Consider the following 13,681-nt stretch of genomic DNA (forward strand, 5'->3'; position numbering starts at 1 on the left):
AGGATCGGCCAATGGAGCACCTGTACCGCGATCTGACGACACTGCCCAAGGCCCATCTGCACCTGCACTTCACGGGTTCGATGCGGCCCACGACGCTCATCGAGCTGGCCGACAAGTACGGCGTGCACCTCCCGGAGGCGCTGAGCAGCGGTACGCCTCCGAAGCTGCGGGCGACCGACGAGCGCGGCTGGTTCCGCTTCCAGCGCCTGTACGACATCGCGCGGTCCTGCCTGCGCGCGCCGGAGGACATCCAGCGGCTGGTGCGGGAGGCGGCGCAGGAGGACGTGCGGGACGGTTCCGGGTGGCTGGAGATCCAGGTCGACCCCACCTCGTACGCCCCGCACCTCGGCGGGCTGATCCCGGCGCTTGAGATCATCCTCGACGCGGTCGAGGCGGCCTCGCGGGAGACGGGGCTCGGGATGCGGGTGCTGGTCGCCGCGAACCGGATGAAGCACCCCCTCGAAGCACGCACCCTGGCCCGGCTGGCGGTGCGGTTCGCGGACCGGGGCGTGGTGGGCTTCGGGCTCTCCAACGACGAACGGCGGGGCATGGCACGGGACTTCGACCGCGCCTTCGCGATCGCCCGGGACGGCGGCCTGCTCGCCGCCCCGCACGGCGGCGAGCTGACGGGCCCGTCGTCGGTACGGGACTGCCTGGACGATCTGCGGGCGTCGAGGGTCGGCCACGGGGTGCGGTCGGCGGAGGACCCGCGACTGCTGCGGAAGCTCGCCGAGCGGGGGGTGACCTGCGAGGTCTGCCCGGCGTCCAACGTGGCGCTCGGGGTGTACGAGAAGCACGAGGATGTGCCGCTGCGGACCCTCTTCGACGCGGGGGTGCCGATGGCGCTGGGCGCCGACGACCCGCTGCTCTTCGGCTCGCGGCTCGCCGCGCAGTACGAGATCGCCCGCAGGCACCACGGGTTCACGGACGCGGAACTGGCGGAGCTGGCCCGTCAGTCGGTGCGGGGGTCGGCCGCTCCGGCGGACGTCCAGGCGAAGCTGCTGGCGGGGATCGACGACTGGATCAGCGGCTGAGGCCCTGGATCAGGGTGCCCGCGACCGCGCGCGCGAACTCGTCCAGGGAGTCCGGCGGCCTGCGGTCCTGGCTCATCTCCCAGACGAAGGAGCGCTGGACGCAGGCCCCGAGGAGCAGCGAGGCGGCGGCCACCGGGTCGGCGTCGGGCCGGACGCGGCCGTGCCGCTGCTCGGCGCGGAGGTAGGCGGCGAGTCCTTCGAGGGGCTTGTGGGGGCCGCGCCCGTAGCCGCGCATGGCCTCCTCGTGGCGCCGCTTGAGCTGCGGTTCCGCGTACAGGGAGGCGACGACGGGGAAGGTCTCCTGGTAGAAGAGCGCGGCCTGCCGGGCGATCTCGGTGAGGTTCTCCTCGACGGTTCGGCCTCCGGGGTCGGCGGCGAGGGCGTCCAGGAGCACTCCGAGCTGGGGCAGGCGCTCGTTGAGGACGGCGAGGAAGATCTCTTCCTTGCTCGTGAAGTACTTGTAGAGCGCGGCCTCGGAGCAGCCGGCTGCCTTGGCGATCTCCTTGGTGGTGGTGCGGGCGAGCCCCACGGACCGCATGAGGTCGCGGGCGGCGTCGATGATCCGCACGCGGGTCGGCTTCTGTTCCATGCATCCTCCATCGACGCTTGACGCGTGAGTGAGTATCCACCCACCCTGGGGGTGAGTGAATACTTACCCACCATGAGGGGTGCGACATGAAGCTCACAGTCTTCGGCGCGACCGGCGGCATCGGTCAGGAGATCGTCCGCCAGGCCCTGGACTCGGGCCACGAGGTCACGGCGGTCGTACGGGACCCGGCACGGCTGACGGTGAAGGGCGAGCGCCTGCTGGTCCGGCGGACCGATCTGTCGGACCCCGGCGCCCTCCGCGAGGCGGTCACGGGCCGGGACGCGGTGCTCTCCGGCCTGGGGGCCCGCAGCAGGGCGGACGCGGGCGTGGCCGCCCGGCTCACCCGCTCGGTCCTCGCCGCGATGGAGGCGGAGGACGTGCGCCGCCTCCTGGTGGTCAGCGCCGCCCCGCTCGGCCCGGTCCCCGACGGCCAGGCCGTCCTCGACAAGGCCGTCCTCGCGATCATCAACTCCGTCCTGAAGGACGTCTACGCCGACCTGCGCGTCATGGAGTCCGACCTCGCCGCCAGCGGCGCCGACTGGACCTCCGTACGCCCGCCCAAGCTGACGAACAAGCCGGTCACCGGCCGCTACCGCACGGTCGTCGGCGGCACCCCGCCCCGCGGCCGCTCCCTCGCCCGCGCGGACGTGGCCCACGCGATGCTGACGATGGTCGACGACCCCGCGACGGTCCGGCAGGGCGTCGGCGTCGCGTACTAGCCCCCCGGGGGGAGCGCTACAGCTCCACTCCGACGGTCACGGGCTCGTTGACGAGGGTGATCCCGAAGGCCTCGCGGACGCCGGCGACGACCTCGCGGGCGAGGGCGAGCAGGTCCTCGGTGGTGGCCTCGCCGCGGTTGGTGAGGGCCAGCGTGTGCTTGGTGGAGATCCGGGCGGGCCCGGAGCCGTATCCCTTGGTGAAGCCGGCCTTGTCGATCAGCCAGGCGGCGGAGGTCTTCATCCCGCCGTCCTCGCCCGTGGGGAAGGCCGGCGGGGTGACGTCGGGGCCGAGGCGCCCGGCCACGCGCGCGAGGAAGGCCTCGTACTCCCCCGCCGTGAGGATCGGGTTGGTGAAGAAGGAGCCCGCGGACCAGGTGTCGTGGTCCTCCGGGTCCAGGACCATGCCCTTGCCGGCCCGGAGCTTCAGGACCGTCTCGCGGGCGTGCGCGAGCGCGACCCGGTCGCCGGCCCCGACGCCGAGGGCGCGGGCGGTCTCGGGGTAGTTGATCGGCGCGGACATGCCGTCCGCGTCCTCCAGCTCGAAGCGGACCCGCAGCACCACGTACCGCTCGGGGTGCTCCTTGAAGAGGCTGTGCCGGTACGAGAAGGCGCACTCGGCGTTGCTGAGGGTGACGGTCTCCCCCGCGCGCCGGTCGTACGCGACGACCTCGGTCACGGTGGCCGAGACGTCCTGCCCGTACGCGCCGACGTTCTGGATGGGCGTCGCGCCGGCCGAGCCGGGGATGCCGGCCAGGCACTCGATCCCGGCGAGCCCTGCCTCCACGGTCCGCGCCACGGCGTCCGTCCAGACCTCGCCCGCCGCGAGCTCCAGGCGCGTGCCCTCCAGGGCAAAGCCGGCGGTCGCGATCCGCAGCGCCGTGCCCTCGAAGCCCTTGTCCCCGATGACCAGGTTGGAGCCGCCGCCGATGATCAGCAGCGGCGTGCCCGTCGCGTCGGCCTCACGGACCGCCGCGACCACCTCGTCGTCCGTGGTGGCGGTGACGAGCCGGGTGGCGGGGCCGCCGAGCCGGAAGGTGGTCAGGGGCGCGAGGGGGGCGTCGTGGAGTGGCTGCACGCGCCCAAGCGTACGGGCGCGGCCACCACGGAAGAAAAGCCGACGGCCCCACCGGGAGCGGCGGGGCCGTACGGGGCGGGGCACGACCGGGCGACCGGCCCGCCGCCGCCCGCGCCACCGGCGGGGCGGCCCGGACGGCGCGGACGCCGTCAGCCGACGGTCACGCCCCGCTTCCCGGGCGCGGTCCCGGCGTCGGCCGGCCCCTCGGGTGCCGGACCCGGCTCCGCCGCCCCGTCCGCCGCACGGCGGGCCTCCTGGCGGCGCGAAGGGGCGAGGAGGACCGCGACCGCGCCGAGGGCGACCGCGCCGGCGCCGACCCAGAGCGCGGGGACCAGGCCGTCGATGAAGCTCTGGCCGGACTCGTACCCGCCCTGCGCGGTGAAGATCGAGGCCATGACCGCGACGCCGAGCGCGCCGCCGACCTCGCGCAGCGCGTTGTTGGCGCCGGAGGCGATGCCCTGTTCGGAGGGGCGGACGCTGGACATCACGAGGTTGGCCGCGGGGGCGAAGTACAGCGCCATGCCGATGCCGCTGACGACGAGGGCGGGGAGCTGGACGGCGTACGAGGCGTCGGGCGTGAGGACGAGGGCGAACCAGGCGAGGCCGAGCGCCTGGAGGGCGAGGCCCGCGGCGACGACCGGGCGGCCGCCGATCCGGTCGGAGAGGGCGCCGGCGATCGGCGCGACGATCATCGGCATGCCGGTCCAGGGCAGCATCCGCAGTCCGGCCTCGGTGGGCGAGTAGCCGAGCACGCCCTGCATGTACTGGCTGAGCAGGAAGATCGAGCCGAACATGCCGAGGAACATCAGCAGGCTGGCCGCGTTGATGCCGCTGAAGGCGCGGTTGCGGAAGAGCCGCATGGGCAGCATCGGCGCCTTGTTGTGGATGCCGTGGTGGACGAAGCCGCCGATGAGCGCGGTGCCGGCGATCAGCGCGGTGAGGACCGTGGCGGAGGTCCAGCCGTCGATCGGGCCGCGGATCAGGCCGTACACGATGCCGAAGAGGCCGCCGCTCGCAAGGAGCGTGCCGGCGATGTCGAGGCGGGCTCCGGTGCCGTACGACTCGGAGAGGCGGAGCCGGGCGAGCGGCAGGAGGGCGAGGCCGAGCGGAACGTTCAGCCAGAAGATCCACTGCCAGGAGATGTGCTCGGTGAGGCTGCCGCCGATGAGGGGTCCCGCGGCGACGGCGAGGCCGTTGACGGCGCCCCAGATGCCGAAGGCCATGCCCCGTTTGGCGGCCGGGACGGCCGCGGTGAGCAGCGTGAGGGTGAGCGGCATCATGATCGCGGCGCCGACGCCCTGGACGGCGCGGGCGGCGATCAGCGCGTCGATGCCGGGGGCGAGCGCGGCGGCGGCCGAGGCGCCGGTGAAGACGGCGAGCCCGGCGACGAAGAGCCTGCGGCGCCCGAAGCGGTCGCCGAGGGCGGCGCCGAACATGAGGAGGACGGCGAAGGTGAGGGTGTAGGCGCTCACCGTCCATTCGAGGTCGTGCAGCGCTCCCCCGAGGTCCTCCCTGATGGAGGGCAGGGCGGTGGTGACGACGAGGTTGTCGAGGGCCGCCATGAAGCCGGCGACGCTGGTGATGACGAGGGCCCAGGCGGCGGATCCGCGGCGGGCTGCGGGCTGGTTCATCGCTGCTCCCCCTTCGGGGTTAGTTATTGATGACTAACTTCTACGGGCAGGGGTCGGCCGGAACGCGGAGCGGCCGGCCCCCGGGCCTCGGCCCGGGGTGTGCGCTACTTCTCCAGTCGCCCGAGGCGGCGGGCGGAGGGGTAGAACCCCTCCCAGACCCGGTGCTCGGGCGGGAATCCCATGGCGACGAGGGTGTTGATCAGCATGCCGTGCGCCAGGAAGCTCGTGGTCTCGCCGGCGTCCGCGCCGAGCGGCAGGTGGACGGTCTCCCAGAGCTCCATCCAGCCGGCCCTGACGGCCTCGCCGAACTCGTGGTCACCGGCCTCCTCGGCGGCGGCCACCGCGATGTACACCTGCATCTGCATCAGGAGCCGTTCCGGCTGCTCGGCGATCAGCCGGGTATAGGCGTTGGCCATGGCGCGCAGGGCCTCTTCCCCCGCCAGCCCTTCGGAGGCCTCCTCGAAGACCCGCCGGGTGTCCGCCAGGCAGCGCTCGGAGGCCGCGAGGAAGATCGCCTTCTTCCCGGGGAAGAGCCGGAAGAGGTACGGCTGCGAGACGCCGACGCGGCGGGCGATCGCCTCCGTGGAGGTGCCGTAGTAGCCACCGTGGGCGAACTCCCGCATCGCCGCGCGGATCACGCTCTCGCGCCGTTCCTCTGCGCTCATCCTGACCATGCATATGAAGTTAGTACTCAATCACTAACTACGTCAACCCGAGAGAGGGGGCGGCCTCGTCACGACGGCCGCCCCCATCCGGGACCTGCGGATCAGCCCAGCCGCACGACGGCCCGGGACATCCCGAGGACCTTCTGCCCGGCGCTGGTCGCGGTGAGGTCCACCCGCACCCGCTGGTCGTCCAGCTTGGCGGCGACCTTGGCGCTGACCTCGATCAGCGCGCCGGTGCCGTCGTTGGGAACGACGACCGGCTTGGTGAAGCGGACGCCGTACTCGACGACGGCGGCGGGGTCGCCGGCCCAGTCGGTGACGACGCGGATCGCCTCGGCCATGGTGAACATGCCGTGGGCGATGACGTCGGGCAGGCCGACCTCGACCGCGAACTTCTCGTTCCAGTGGATCGGGTTGAAGTCCCCGGAGGCACCGGCGTACTGCACCAGTGTGGCGCGGGTCACCGGGAAGGTCTGCGCGGGCAGCTCGGTGCCGACCTCGACCTCGTCGTAGGCGATCTTCGCGGTCATGGTCAGACCTCCTCGGGCGCGCGGGAGACGAGCTTGGTCCAGGCGGTCACGACGTGCTCGCCGGTCTCGTCGTGGACCTCGCCGCGGATGTCCAGGATGTCGTTGCCGGCGAGGGACTTGATCGCCTCGATGGTGGAGGTGACCGAGAGCCGGTCCCCGGCGCGCACGGGCCGGGTGTAGGCGAACTTCTGGTCGCCGTGGACCACGCGGCTGTAGTCGAGACCCAGCTGCGGGTCCTCGATCACCTGGCCGGCGGCCTTGAAAGTGATGGCGAACACAAAGGTCGGCGGAGCGATCACATCGGGGTGACCGAGTTCCTTGGCCGCCTCCTGATCGGTGTAGGCGGGATTCGCGTCACCGATCGCCTCGGCGAATTCGCGGATCTTCTCGCGGCCGACCTCGTAGGGCGCGGTGGGCGGATAGGTCCGGCCCACGAAGGACTGGTCGAGCGCCATGGACTCGATACCTCCTGCTGGATCTGGTGCGACAAACTCTGCGACAAACGACACGAGGCCGCCCCCGAGTGGGGACGGCCTCGTGTACGAGCCTGATTAACGCGTCTCGCGGTGCGCGGTGTGCGAGTTGCAGCGAGGGCAGTGCTTCTTCATCTCAAGACGGTCCGGGTTGTTGCGCCGGTTCTTCTTGGTGATGTAGTTCCGCTCCTTGCACTCCACGCAGGCCAGCGTGATCTTCGGGCGGACGTCGGTGGCAGCCACGTGAGTGCTCCTTGACGGACGGATGGGATGGATTAACGCATGAAAGAGTAGCCGATCGCAGGACCGACCCCACAATCGGCTACCGTGTGTAGCGGTGACCGGACTTGAACCGGTGACACAGCGATTATGAGCCGCTTGCTCTACCGACTGAGCTACACCGCTTTGATGATCCGGATCCCGCCCGAAGACGGGATCCCTCTCACCAGAGCCCCAATACGGAATCGAACCGTAGACCTTCTCCTTACCATGGAGACGCTCTACCGACTGAGCTATTGGGGCGAGCGAGGAAGACATTACACGGTCTCCGGCCCATCACCCAAATCCGTTTCCGCCCGCCCTCGCGACGGCCCTCACCAGGCGTCCCGTAGGCCACACGTGGACTCGTCGGTACGACTTATGCGCACCTCCTCGAAGGTGGCTCCGAGCCCCCCTAGGCTCGGCCCCACGCTTCGTGATCTTGATCCTGAGGAGCCTTGAGGAGCCGGATGTCAGCCGACAGCAAGCAGCCCCAGCCGCCCGAGGACGGGGCCGCCACCACAGCCGACTCGAACTCGCTCCTGCTCTCCCACGCCCGGCTCACCGACGGGCGGACCGTGGACGTCCGGCTCTCCGGCGGCCGCATCGAGGCCGTCGGGACGGCCGGCAGCCTCACCGCCGTCGGCGCGCGCGTCGACCTCGCCGGATATCTGCTGCTGCCCGCCGCCGCCGAACCCCACGCGCACGCCGACACCGCGCTCTCCGCCGACACCCCCGGCCCCGTCTCGTACGCCCCCGAGGAGGTGCAGCGCCGGGCCACCGAGGCCGCGCTGCTCCAGCTCGGCCACGGCGCGACCGCGCTCCGCGCCCATGTGCGGACCGGTGGCGTCCACGGGCTCGGCCCGCTGGAGGCCGTGCTCCAGGCCCGGCGCTCGCTGCGCGGCCTCGCCGACCTCTCGGCCGTCGCCGTACCGCGGCTGCTCACCGGAGTGGCGGGCGCGGACGGGCTCGCGATGCTGCGGGACGCGGTGAAGATGGGCGCCGGAGTGGTCGGCGGCTGCCCGGACCTCGACCCGGACCCGGCGGGATACGTGGAGGCGGTCCTGGAGATCGCCGCCGAGCACGGCGTCCCCGTCGACCTGCACACCGACGCGGACGACCCGGCCCGCCTCGCCCGGCTCGCGGCGATGGCCGCCGGACTGCGGCCCGGCGTGACGCTCGGCCCGTGCGCCGGGCTCGGCCGCCTCCCCGGCGACGCGGCCCGGCGGGCGGCGGACCAGCTGGCGGCGGCCGGCGCGACGGTGGTGTGCCTGCCGCAGGGCGGCTGCGCCGGCACGGAGACGCGCGGCGCGGCCCCCGTCCGGCTGCTGCGGGCGGCCGGTGTGCGGGTCGCGGCGGGCAGCGGGGCGCTGCGGGACGTCTCCAACCCGGTCGGGCGCGGGGACCCGCTGGAGGCCGCCTATCTGCTCGCCTCGCTCGGCGGACTGCCGCCGCAGGAGGCGTACGCGGCGGTGAGCACGGAGGCGCGGGCGGCCATGGGGCTGCCCGAGGTGCGGGTGGAGGCCGGGTTCCCGGCCGAGCTGCTGGCGGTGCGCGGCGAGCGCCTGTCGGGCGTGCTGTCCCTCGCGTACAGCCGGATCGTGGTGCACCGGGGGCGGGTGGTGGCGCGGACCAGCGCGGTGCGGGAGTACTGCGACTCGGCGGCGGCCCTGGACCTGCCGCGCCAGGTGCGGCCGGAGCGTCCGCCCGAGCCGGGAAGCCCTCCGGCCGGTCCCGTCGTACGGTCGTGAGTATGCGCATCGTCATCGCTGGAGGACACGGACAGATCGCCCTGCGCCTGGAGAGGCTGCTCTCGGCCGCCGGGCACGAGGTCGCGGGGATCATCCGCAAACCGGAACAGGGCAACGACCTGCGGGAGGCGGGCGCCGAACCCGTCGTCCTCGACCTGGAGTCGGCGTCGGTCGAGATGGTCGCCGCCGTCCTCCAGGGCGCCGACGCGGCCGTCTTCGCGGCCGGCGCCGGACCTGGCAGCGACGCGGCCCGCAAGGACACCGTGGACCGCGCGGCCGCCGTCCTCTTCGCCGACGCGGCCCAGCGCGCGGGCGTACGGCGCTATCTGGTCGTCTCCTCGATGGGCGCGGACGCCACCCACCCGGGCGACCAGGTCTTCGACGCCTATCTGCGCGCCAAGGGCGCCGCCGACGACGAGATCCGCTCCCGTACGGCCCTGGACTGGACGATCCTGCGCCCCGGCTCCCTCATCGACGACGCCGGCACCGGCCTGGTCCGCCTGGAGGCCCGCACGGGCCGCGGCCCGGTCTCCCGTGACGACGTCGCCGCCACCCTCGCCGAGCTCATCGACACCCCCGGCACCGCCGGCCTCACCCTCGAACTCGTCGCGGGCTCCACCCCGCTCTCCGTCGCGGTGAAGGACGTCGCCGGCAACTGACCCCCGGCCCACCGGCCCCCGGAAACGAGTGAAGGCCCCCGGTGCAAGCACCGGGGACCTTCTTCACGTGGCGACGCCAGGATTCGAACCTGGGTAGGCTAAGCCGACGGATTTACAGTCCGCTCCCATTGGCCACTCGGGCACATCGCCATGGGTTGTCGCCTTGGCTCACCGCTTTGGGGCGGTGTTCCCTGGCAACGACGTAAACAATACCCGATGCCGGGGGGTGGTTCGCCACCGGATTGATCAGCGGTTCGCGGGGCGGGGAAGCCCTAGGCTTTGGGCTGTACCCCACAGCACCCGAACAAGGAGCCACGAGTCATGGCCGACTCCAGTTTCGACATCGTGTCCAAGGTCGAGCGGCAGGAGGTCGACAACGCCCTCAACCAGGCCGTGAAGGAGATCTCGCAGCGCTACGACTTCAAGGGCACCAACGCCTCGATCTCCTGGTCGGGCGAGAAGATCCTGATGCAGGCGAGCGGCGAGGAGCGCGTCCTGGCGATCCTCGACATCTTCCAGACCAAGCTGATCAAGCGCGGGATCTCGCTGAAGTCGCTGGACGTCGAGGGCGATCCGCAGCTGTCCGGCAAGGAGTACAAGCTCTTCGCCTCGGTCCAGGAGGGCATCTCCCAGGAGAACGCCAAGAAGGTCGCGAAGGCCATCCGGGACGAGGGTCCCAAGGGCGTCAAGGCGCAGGTGCAGGGCGACGAGCTGCGGGTCAGCTCGAAGAGCCGGGACGACCTGCAGGCCGTGCAGGCGCTGCTCAAGGGCAAGGACTTCGACTTCGCGATCCAGTTCGTGAACTACCGCTGACCCGGTAGCGGGTCATGAGGGCGGTGTCCGATTTCCGCCAGCCGGGAGTCGGGCGGGCCCCGCACACTGGACACATGACCGAGACCACCGTGTACGCGTACGTCGACGGCCCCCTGGGCGAGATGCTGCTGGTCGGGCGGCTCGCCGAAGGGGGCCGTGCCGTTCTCCGCTCCCTGTCGCTGCCGGGGCAGAAGGGCGGCGTCGAGGTCGGGGACGGGTGGACGCTCGCGCCCGAGGCCTTCGCGGAGGTCGCGGAGCAGCTGGGCGAGTACTTCGCCGGGCGCCGGGACCGGTTCGACCTTCCGCTCGCCGCCGACGCCGGGACGGAGTTCCAGCGGCGCGTGTGGCAGGCCCTGGAGGAGATCCCGTACGGGACCACCGTGTCGTACGGGGAGATCGCCCGCCGGGTCGGCTCGTCGGGGGCCGGGGTGCGGGCGGTGGGGACGGCGATCGGGCGCAATCCGCTGCTCGTGGTGCGGCCCTGCCACCGGGTGATCGGGGCCGACGGGAACCTGCGCGGGTACGCGGCGGGGCTCGACCGCAAGGAGCGGCTGCTGGGGCTCGAAGGGGCCCTCGTGTGACCGAGGGGCTCTTCCCCCGCGAGCGGGCCGAGATCGCGCCCGGGGCCGTGCACGTGCCGGGGTGGCTGCCGCTCGCGCGGCAGCGGGAGCTGGTGGAGGCCTGCCGGGAGTGGGGGCGGGGGCCCGTGCCGTACCGGCAAACGGTGCTGCCGGGCGGGGGCGTCATGTCGGTGCGGTCGCTGTGTCTGGGCCGGCAGTGGGTGCCGTACCGCTATCTCGACTCCTTCGGTGTCGAACTGCCGGGCTGGCTGGTGGCCTTGGGGCGGGAGGCGCTGGTGGAGGCGTACGGGGATGACGGCGGTTTCGCCCCCGACACGGCGCTCGTGAACTTCTACGCGCCCGGGGCGCGGATGGGGATGCACCAGGACCGGGAGGAGCGCTGCGGTGCGCCGGTGGTGTCGCTGAGCCTCGGGGACCGGTGCGTCTTCAGGTTCGGGAACGAGGAAAACCGCGGGCGGCCGTATCAGGACGTCGATCTGGCGTCCGGTGACCTCTTCGTCTTCGGCGGGGATTCCAGGTGGGCGCACCACGGGGTGCCCCGGGTGTACCCGGGGACGGCGGAGCCGGCGCTCGGCCTGGCGGGGCGGCTGAACATCACGCTGAGGGAGACGGGGCTGGGCGTCGCCCGCGTGTCCTAATGTGCGGGGCATGACAGAGGAGTTGCGCCGGTCGCTCGGCGTCTTCGACGCGGTCGTGATCGGGCTCGGTTCGATGATCGGGGCCGGGATCTTCGTGGCCCTCGGGCCCGCGGCGGGTGCCGCCGGGTCGGGGGCCGGGCTGCTGTGCGCGCTGGGGCTCGCGGCCGTGGTCGCGTACGCCAACGCGATGGCGTCGGCGCGGCTGGCCGCCCGCTATCCAGCTTCCGGCGGCACATACGTTTACGGTCGCGAACGCCTTGGGTCGTTCTGGGGATATCTGGCCGGCTGGGCGTTCGTGGTCGGCAAGACGGCCTCCTGCGCGGCGATGGCGCTGACCGTCGGCGCCTATGTGTGGCCGGGGCAGGCGCACGCGGTGGCGGTGGCCGCCGTGGTGGCCCTGACGGCCGTCAACTACGGCGGAGTTCAGAAGTCGGCGCTCTTCACGCGGGTCGCCGTGGCGGTGGTCCTCGCGGTGCTCGCGGCCGTGGCCGTGGTGTCCCTGGGAGCCGGTGAGGCCGCGCGCGTCTCCCCCGGCGGCGAGCTCACGGCGGGCGGGGTGCTGCAGGCCGCCGGTTTGCTCTTCTTCGCTTTCGCGGGGTACGCGCGGATCGCCACGCTCGGCGAGGAGGTCCGCGACCCGGCCCGTACGATCCCCCGCGCTGTGCCGGTGGCGCTCGGGATCACGCTCGCGGTCTACGGGCTGGTCGCGGTCGCCGTGCTGACCGTGCTCGGCCCGGACGCGCTCGCCGGCTCCCCCGCGCCGCTGGCCGACGCGGCCCGGGCGGCGGACGCCGGATGGCTGGTACCGGCCGTCACCGTGGGCGCGGCGGTCGCCGCGCTGGGCTCGCTGCTCTCGCTGATCCTCGGGGTGTCCCGTACGACCCTGGCGATGGCGAGGGACGGCTACCTGCCGGCCGCGCTCACCGCCGTGCACCCCCGCTTCCGGGTGCCGCACCGGGCGGAGGTCGCGGTGGGCGCGGTGGTGGCCGTGGTGGCCGCGACGGCGGACGTGCGGGGCGCGATCGGCTTCTCTTCCTTCGGGGTGCTGGTCTACTACGGGATCGCGAACGCCTCCGCCTGGACCCTGGGCGGCCGGAACCGGGCGCTCGCCGCGCTCGGGCTCGCCGGGTGCGGGGCGCTCGCCTTCGCCCTGCCGCTCGGGTCCGTGCTCGCCGGGTCCGGGGTGGTCGCGGCGGGCGTGGTGGCCTGGGCGGTCAGTCGAGGACGAGCCGTACCCCCGCGGCCCTGAGGCCGTCGGTGAGCTCCTGGAAGGTGGGCGGCCGGTCCTCGGCGTAGGGCAGCACGCCGAGGCAGGCGCGGGCCACGTCGGCGTCGTGCCAGACGAGCGTGGTGCCCGCGAGGAGCTCGCCGAGCGCCCGGGGCGCGCCGGCCCCGTGGCCGGGGCCGATGACGCCGCCGAGGCCGTGGCCGGGGCCTTGGACGGCCTCGCCCAGGGCGCAGTGGAACGAGACCTCGTCGACGACGCCGGCGCCGTCGAGGTGGTAGTCGGCGCCGGGGGTGATCCTCGGGAGGCCGGACGCCCTGCGGGTGGCCTGGTTCAGCCACTCGCGGCGGGCCGCGCCGGTGAACCGCCGCCAGGTGCCGGCGTCGGCGGGCCGGGCGCCGTGCCACAGCTCCCAGACGTCCCTGGTCGCGGGCGGCACCAGGCCCGCGCGCGGGAAGGAGACGGTCAGGTCGACCAGGCCGCGGTGCTCGGCGGAGGTGTCCCAGTCGGTGACGCGGCCCGCCTCGGCCTCGTGGTGCGCGCCGCCCACCCAGGTGAGGACCTGGTAGCGGACGGCCTCGAAGTCCTCCGCTCCGGCCGCGAGGGCGTCCCGGAGCGCGCCGCGCGGGGAGCAGCCGAGGAAGGTGACGCGGGTGTGCGTCACCGCCGGCGGCTCCGGGCGGGAGACGCGGACCAGGTTGCCGCAGGGGACGACGGTGCCCCGCCCACCGGGGGCGCGGCGGGGGCCGGCCGTGGACTCGACGGTGACGACGTCGCCGCGGACGCCCAGGACGCGGACGCCGTCGAAGCGCCACCGGTCGCCGTCGGACGCGCCGACCACGAGCGGGCCGAGCGGGGCCGCGCCCTCCACGACGGCCTGGGTGACGGCCCTGGCCAGTGCGCCGCGAGGTTCGCAGCCGCGCAGTTCGTGGACGACGCGGGGCGGCGGTACGGGTTCGCCGTAGAGGCCGTCGACGTCCTTGCAGAGGGCGACGGCGTACGCGCCGGAGACCAGGGCGTACCGCGGGTTCCGCACGCCG

The 13,681-nt window shown here is 73.2% G+C and carries 16 protein-coding genes and 3 tRNA genes; 8 read left to right on the plus strand and 11 right to left on the minus strand.

What is annotated here, in order from left to right; all coding sequences use genetic code 11:
• Nucleotides 1-11 precede the first annotated feature (11 nt).
• Nucleotides 12-1,034: an adenosine deaminase gene (locus ACZ7G1_RS28425; protein WP_470876973.1), complete on the plus strand. Its 1,023-nt coding sequence runs from the start codon at nt 12-14 to the stop codon at nt 1,032-1,034.
• Here the strand turns inward: ACZ7G1_RS28425 and ACZ7G1_RS28430 are convergent.
• Nucleotides 1,024-1,623: a TetR/AcrR family transcriptional regulator gene (locus ACZ7G1_RS28430; protein ID WP_470876972.1), complete on the minus strand. Its 600-nt coding sequence runs from the start codon at nt 1,621-1,623 to the stop codon at nt 1,024-1,026. The two genes, ACZ7G1_RS28425 and ACZ7G1_RS28430, sit on opposite strands and share 11 nt — an antisense overlap.
• An 86-nt stretch (nt 1,624-1,709) precedes the next feature.
• Here ACZ7G1_RS28430 and ACZ7G1_RS28435 point away from each other — a divergent pair, with 86 nt between their 5' ends.
• Complete coding sequence (locus ACZ7G1_RS28435) at nt 1,710-2,342, plus strand: NAD(P)-dependent oxidoreductase (protein WP_470876970.1); 633 nt, start codon at nt 1,710-1,712, stop codon at nt 2,340-2,342.
• A 16-nt stretch (nt 2,343-2,358) separates the two neighbouring features.
• On the opposite strand, the gene ACZ7G1_RS28440 is transcribed toward ACZ7G1_RS28435, so the two are convergent.
• From ACZ7G1_RS28440 to ACZ7G1_RS28475, 8 genes are all read right to left on the minus strand, one after another.
• Nucleotides 2,359-3,417 carry a UDP-N-acetylmuramate dehydrogenase gene (locus tag ACZ7G1_RS28440; protein ID WP_470876969.1) on the minus strand — a complete coding sequence of 353 codons (1,059 nt, stop codon included), beginning with the start codon at nt 3,415-3,417 and terminating at the stop codon, nt 2,359-2,361.
• Nucleotides 3,418-3,566: 149 nt separating this feature from the next.
• Nucleotides 3,567-5,048 carry an MFS transporter gene (locus ACZ7G1_RS28445; protein ID WP_470876968.1) on the minus strand — a complete coding sequence of 494 codons (1,482 nt, stop codon included), beginning with the start codon at nt 5,046-5,048 and terminating at the stop codon, nt 3,567-3,569.
• A 104-nt stretch (nt 5,049-5,152) separates the two neighbouring features.
• Nucleotides 5,153-5,722, minus strand: a complete 570-nt coding sequence (locus tag ACZ7G1_RS28450) for a TetR/AcrR family transcriptional regulator (RefSeq protein WP_470876967.1) — start codon at nt 5,720-5,722, stop codon at nt 5,153-5,155.
• 92 nt (nt 5,723-5,814) lie between these two features.
• On the minus strand, nt 5,815-6,243 hold the full coding sequence (locus ACZ7G1_RS28455) for a MaoC family dehydratase (protein WP_470876966.1): 429 nt from the start codon (nt 6,241-6,243) through the stop codon (nt 5,815-5,817).
• A gap of 2 nt (nt 6,244-6,245) precedes the next feature.
• Nucleotides 6,246-6,698 carry an FAS1-like dehydratase domain-containing protein gene (locus tag ACZ7G1_RS28460; protein ID WP_470876965.1) on the minus strand — a complete coding sequence of 151 codons (453 nt, stop codon included), beginning with the start codon at nt 6,696-6,698 and terminating at the stop codon, nt 6,246-6,248.
• A 96-nt stretch (nt 6,699-6,794) separates the two neighbouring features.
• A complete protein-coding gene (gene rpmG, locus ACZ7G1_RS28465) occupies nt 6,795-6,959 on the minus strand; it encodes a 50S ribosomal protein L33 (RefSeq protein ID WP_003956487.1) in 165 nt (54 codons plus the stop codon).
• Between the two features lie 89 nt (nt 6,960-7,048).
• A tRNA-Met gene (locus tag ACZ7G1_RS28470) sits at nt 7,049-7,121 on the minus strand.
• A 44-nt stretch (nt 7,122-7,165) separates the two neighbouring features.
• Nucleotides 7,166-7,238: transfer RNA gene (locus ACZ7G1_RS28475), tRNA-Thr, on the minus strand.
• 206 nt (nt 7,239-7,444) lie between these two features.
• On the opposite strand from ACZ7G1_RS28475, the gene ACZ7G1_RS28480 reads away from it, so the two are divergent.
• Nucleotides 7,445-8,725, plus strand: a complete 1,281-nt coding sequence (locus tag ACZ7G1_RS28480; protein ID WP_470876964.1) for an amidohydrolase family protein — start codon at nt 7,445-7,447, stop codon at nt 8,723-8,725.
• A gap of 2 nt (nt 8,726-8,727) precedes the next feature.
• The gene (locus ACZ7G1_RS28485) at nt 8,728-9,384 is read left to right on the plus strand and encodes an NAD(P)H-binding protein (protein ID WP_470876963.1); all 657 of its coding nucleotides are present in this window, start codon (nt 8,728-8,730) and stop codon (nt 9,382-9,384) included.
• Between the two features lie 68 nt (nt 9,385-9,452).
• On the opposite strand, the gene ACZ7G1_RS28490 is transcribed toward ACZ7G1_RS28485, so the two are convergent.
• Nucleotides 9,453-9,534 (minus strand) — tRNA-Tyr (locus ACZ7G1_RS28490).
• A gap of 171 nt (nt 9,535-9,705) precedes the next feature.
• Between ACZ7G1_RS28490 and ACZ7G1_RS28495 the strand changes: the two genes are divergently transcribed.
• The 4 genes from ACZ7G1_RS28495 (at nt 9,706) to ACZ7G1_RS28510 (ending at nt 12,665) form a co-directional block, all read left to right on the plus strand.
• Entirely contained in the window at nt 9,706-10,197 is a 492-nt protein-coding gene (locus ACZ7G1_RS28495; protein WP_017239530.1) for a YajQ family cyclic di-GMP-binding protein, read from the plus strand.
• Nucleotides 10,198-10,271: 74 nt separating this feature from the next.
• Nucleotides 10,272-10,778, plus strand: a complete 507-nt coding sequence (locus ACZ7G1_RS28500; protein WP_470876962.1) for a methylated-DNA--[protein]-cysteine S-methyltransferase — start codon at nt 10,272-10,274, stop codon at nt 10,776-10,778.
• Nucleotides 10,775-11,416 (plus strand): alpha-ketoglutarate-dependent dioxygenase AlkB family protein, encoded by a 642-nt coding sequence (locus ACZ7G1_RS28505; RefSeq protein WP_470876961.1) that lies wholly within the window; start codon nt 10,775-10,777, stop codon nt 11,414-11,416. The genes ACZ7G1_RS28500 and ACZ7G1_RS28505 overlap by 4 nt, the downstream gene beginning before the upstream one ends.
• Before the next feature lie 10 nt (nt 11,417-11,426).
• The gene (locus tag ACZ7G1_RS28510; protein WP_470876960.1) at nt 11,427-12,665 is read left to right on the plus strand and encodes an APC family permease; all 1,239 of its coding nucleotides are present in this window, start codon (nt 11,427-11,429) and stop codon (nt 12,663-12,665) included.
• Here the strand turns inward: ACZ7G1_RS28510 and ACZ7G1_RS28515 are convergent.
• On the minus strand, nt 12,631-13,677 hold the full coding sequence (locus ACZ7G1_RS28515) for a barstar family protein (RefSeq protein WP_470876959.1): 1,047 nt from the start codon (nt 13,675-13,677) through the stop codon (nt 12,631-12,633). The genes ACZ7G1_RS28510 and ACZ7G1_RS28515 overlap by 35 nt on opposite strands.
• Between the last annotated feature and the right edge of the window lie 4 nt (nt 13,678-13,681).

The sequence above is a fragment of the Streptomyces sp. NPDC037273 genome, from assembly GCF_055603625.1.

Coding starts and splice junctions, on each gene's coding strand:
- ACZ7G1_RS28510 (WP_470876960.1), top strand. CDS start 11,427: ATGACAGAGGAGTTGCGCCGGTCGCTCGGCGTCTTCGACGCGGTCGTG.
- ACZ7G1_RS28435 (WP_470876970.1), top strand. CDS start 1,710: ATGAAGCTCACAGTCTTCGGCGCGACCGGCGGCATCGGTCAGGAGATC.
- ACZ7G1_RS28460 (WP_470876965.1), bottom strand. CDS start 6,698: ATGGCGCTCGACCAGTCCTTCGTGGGCCGGACCTATCCGCCCACCGCG.
- ACZ7G1_RS28495 (WP_017239530.1), top strand. CDS start 9,706: ATGGCCGACTCCAGTTTCGACATCGTGTCCAAGGTCGAGCGGCAGGAG.
- ACZ7G1_RS28450 (WP_470876967.1), bottom strand. CDS start 5,722: ATGGTCAGGATGAGCGCAGAGGAACGGCGCGAGAGCGTGATCCGCGCG.
- ACZ7G1_RS28445 (WP_470876968.1), bottom strand. CDS start 5,048: ATGAACCAGCCCGCAGCCCGCCGCGGATCCGCCGCCTGGGCCCTCGTC.
- ACZ7G1_RS28455 (WP_470876966.1), bottom strand. CDS start 6,243: ATGACCGCGAAGATCGCCTACGACGAGGTCGAGGTCGGCACCGAGCTG.
- ACZ7G1_RS28500 (WP_470876962.1), top strand. CDS start 10,272: ATGACCGAGACCACCGTGTACGCGTACGTCGACGGCCCCCTGGGCGAG.
- ACZ7G1_RS28425 (WP_470876973.1), top strand. CDS start 12: ATGGAGCACCTGTACCGCGATCTGACGACACTGCCCAAGGCCCATCTG.
- ACZ7G1_RS28430 (WP_470876972.1), bottom strand. CDS start 1,623: ATGGAACAGAAGCCGACCCGCGTGCGGATCATCGACGCCGCCCGCGAC.
- ACZ7G1_RS28480 (WP_470876964.1), top strand. CDS start 7,445: ATGTCAGCCGACAGCAAGCAGCCCCAGCCGCCCGAGGACGGGGCCGCC.
- ACZ7G1_RS28485 (WP_470876963.1), top strand. CDS start 8,728: ATGCGCATCGTCATCGCTGGAGGACACGGACAGATCGCCCTGCGCCTG.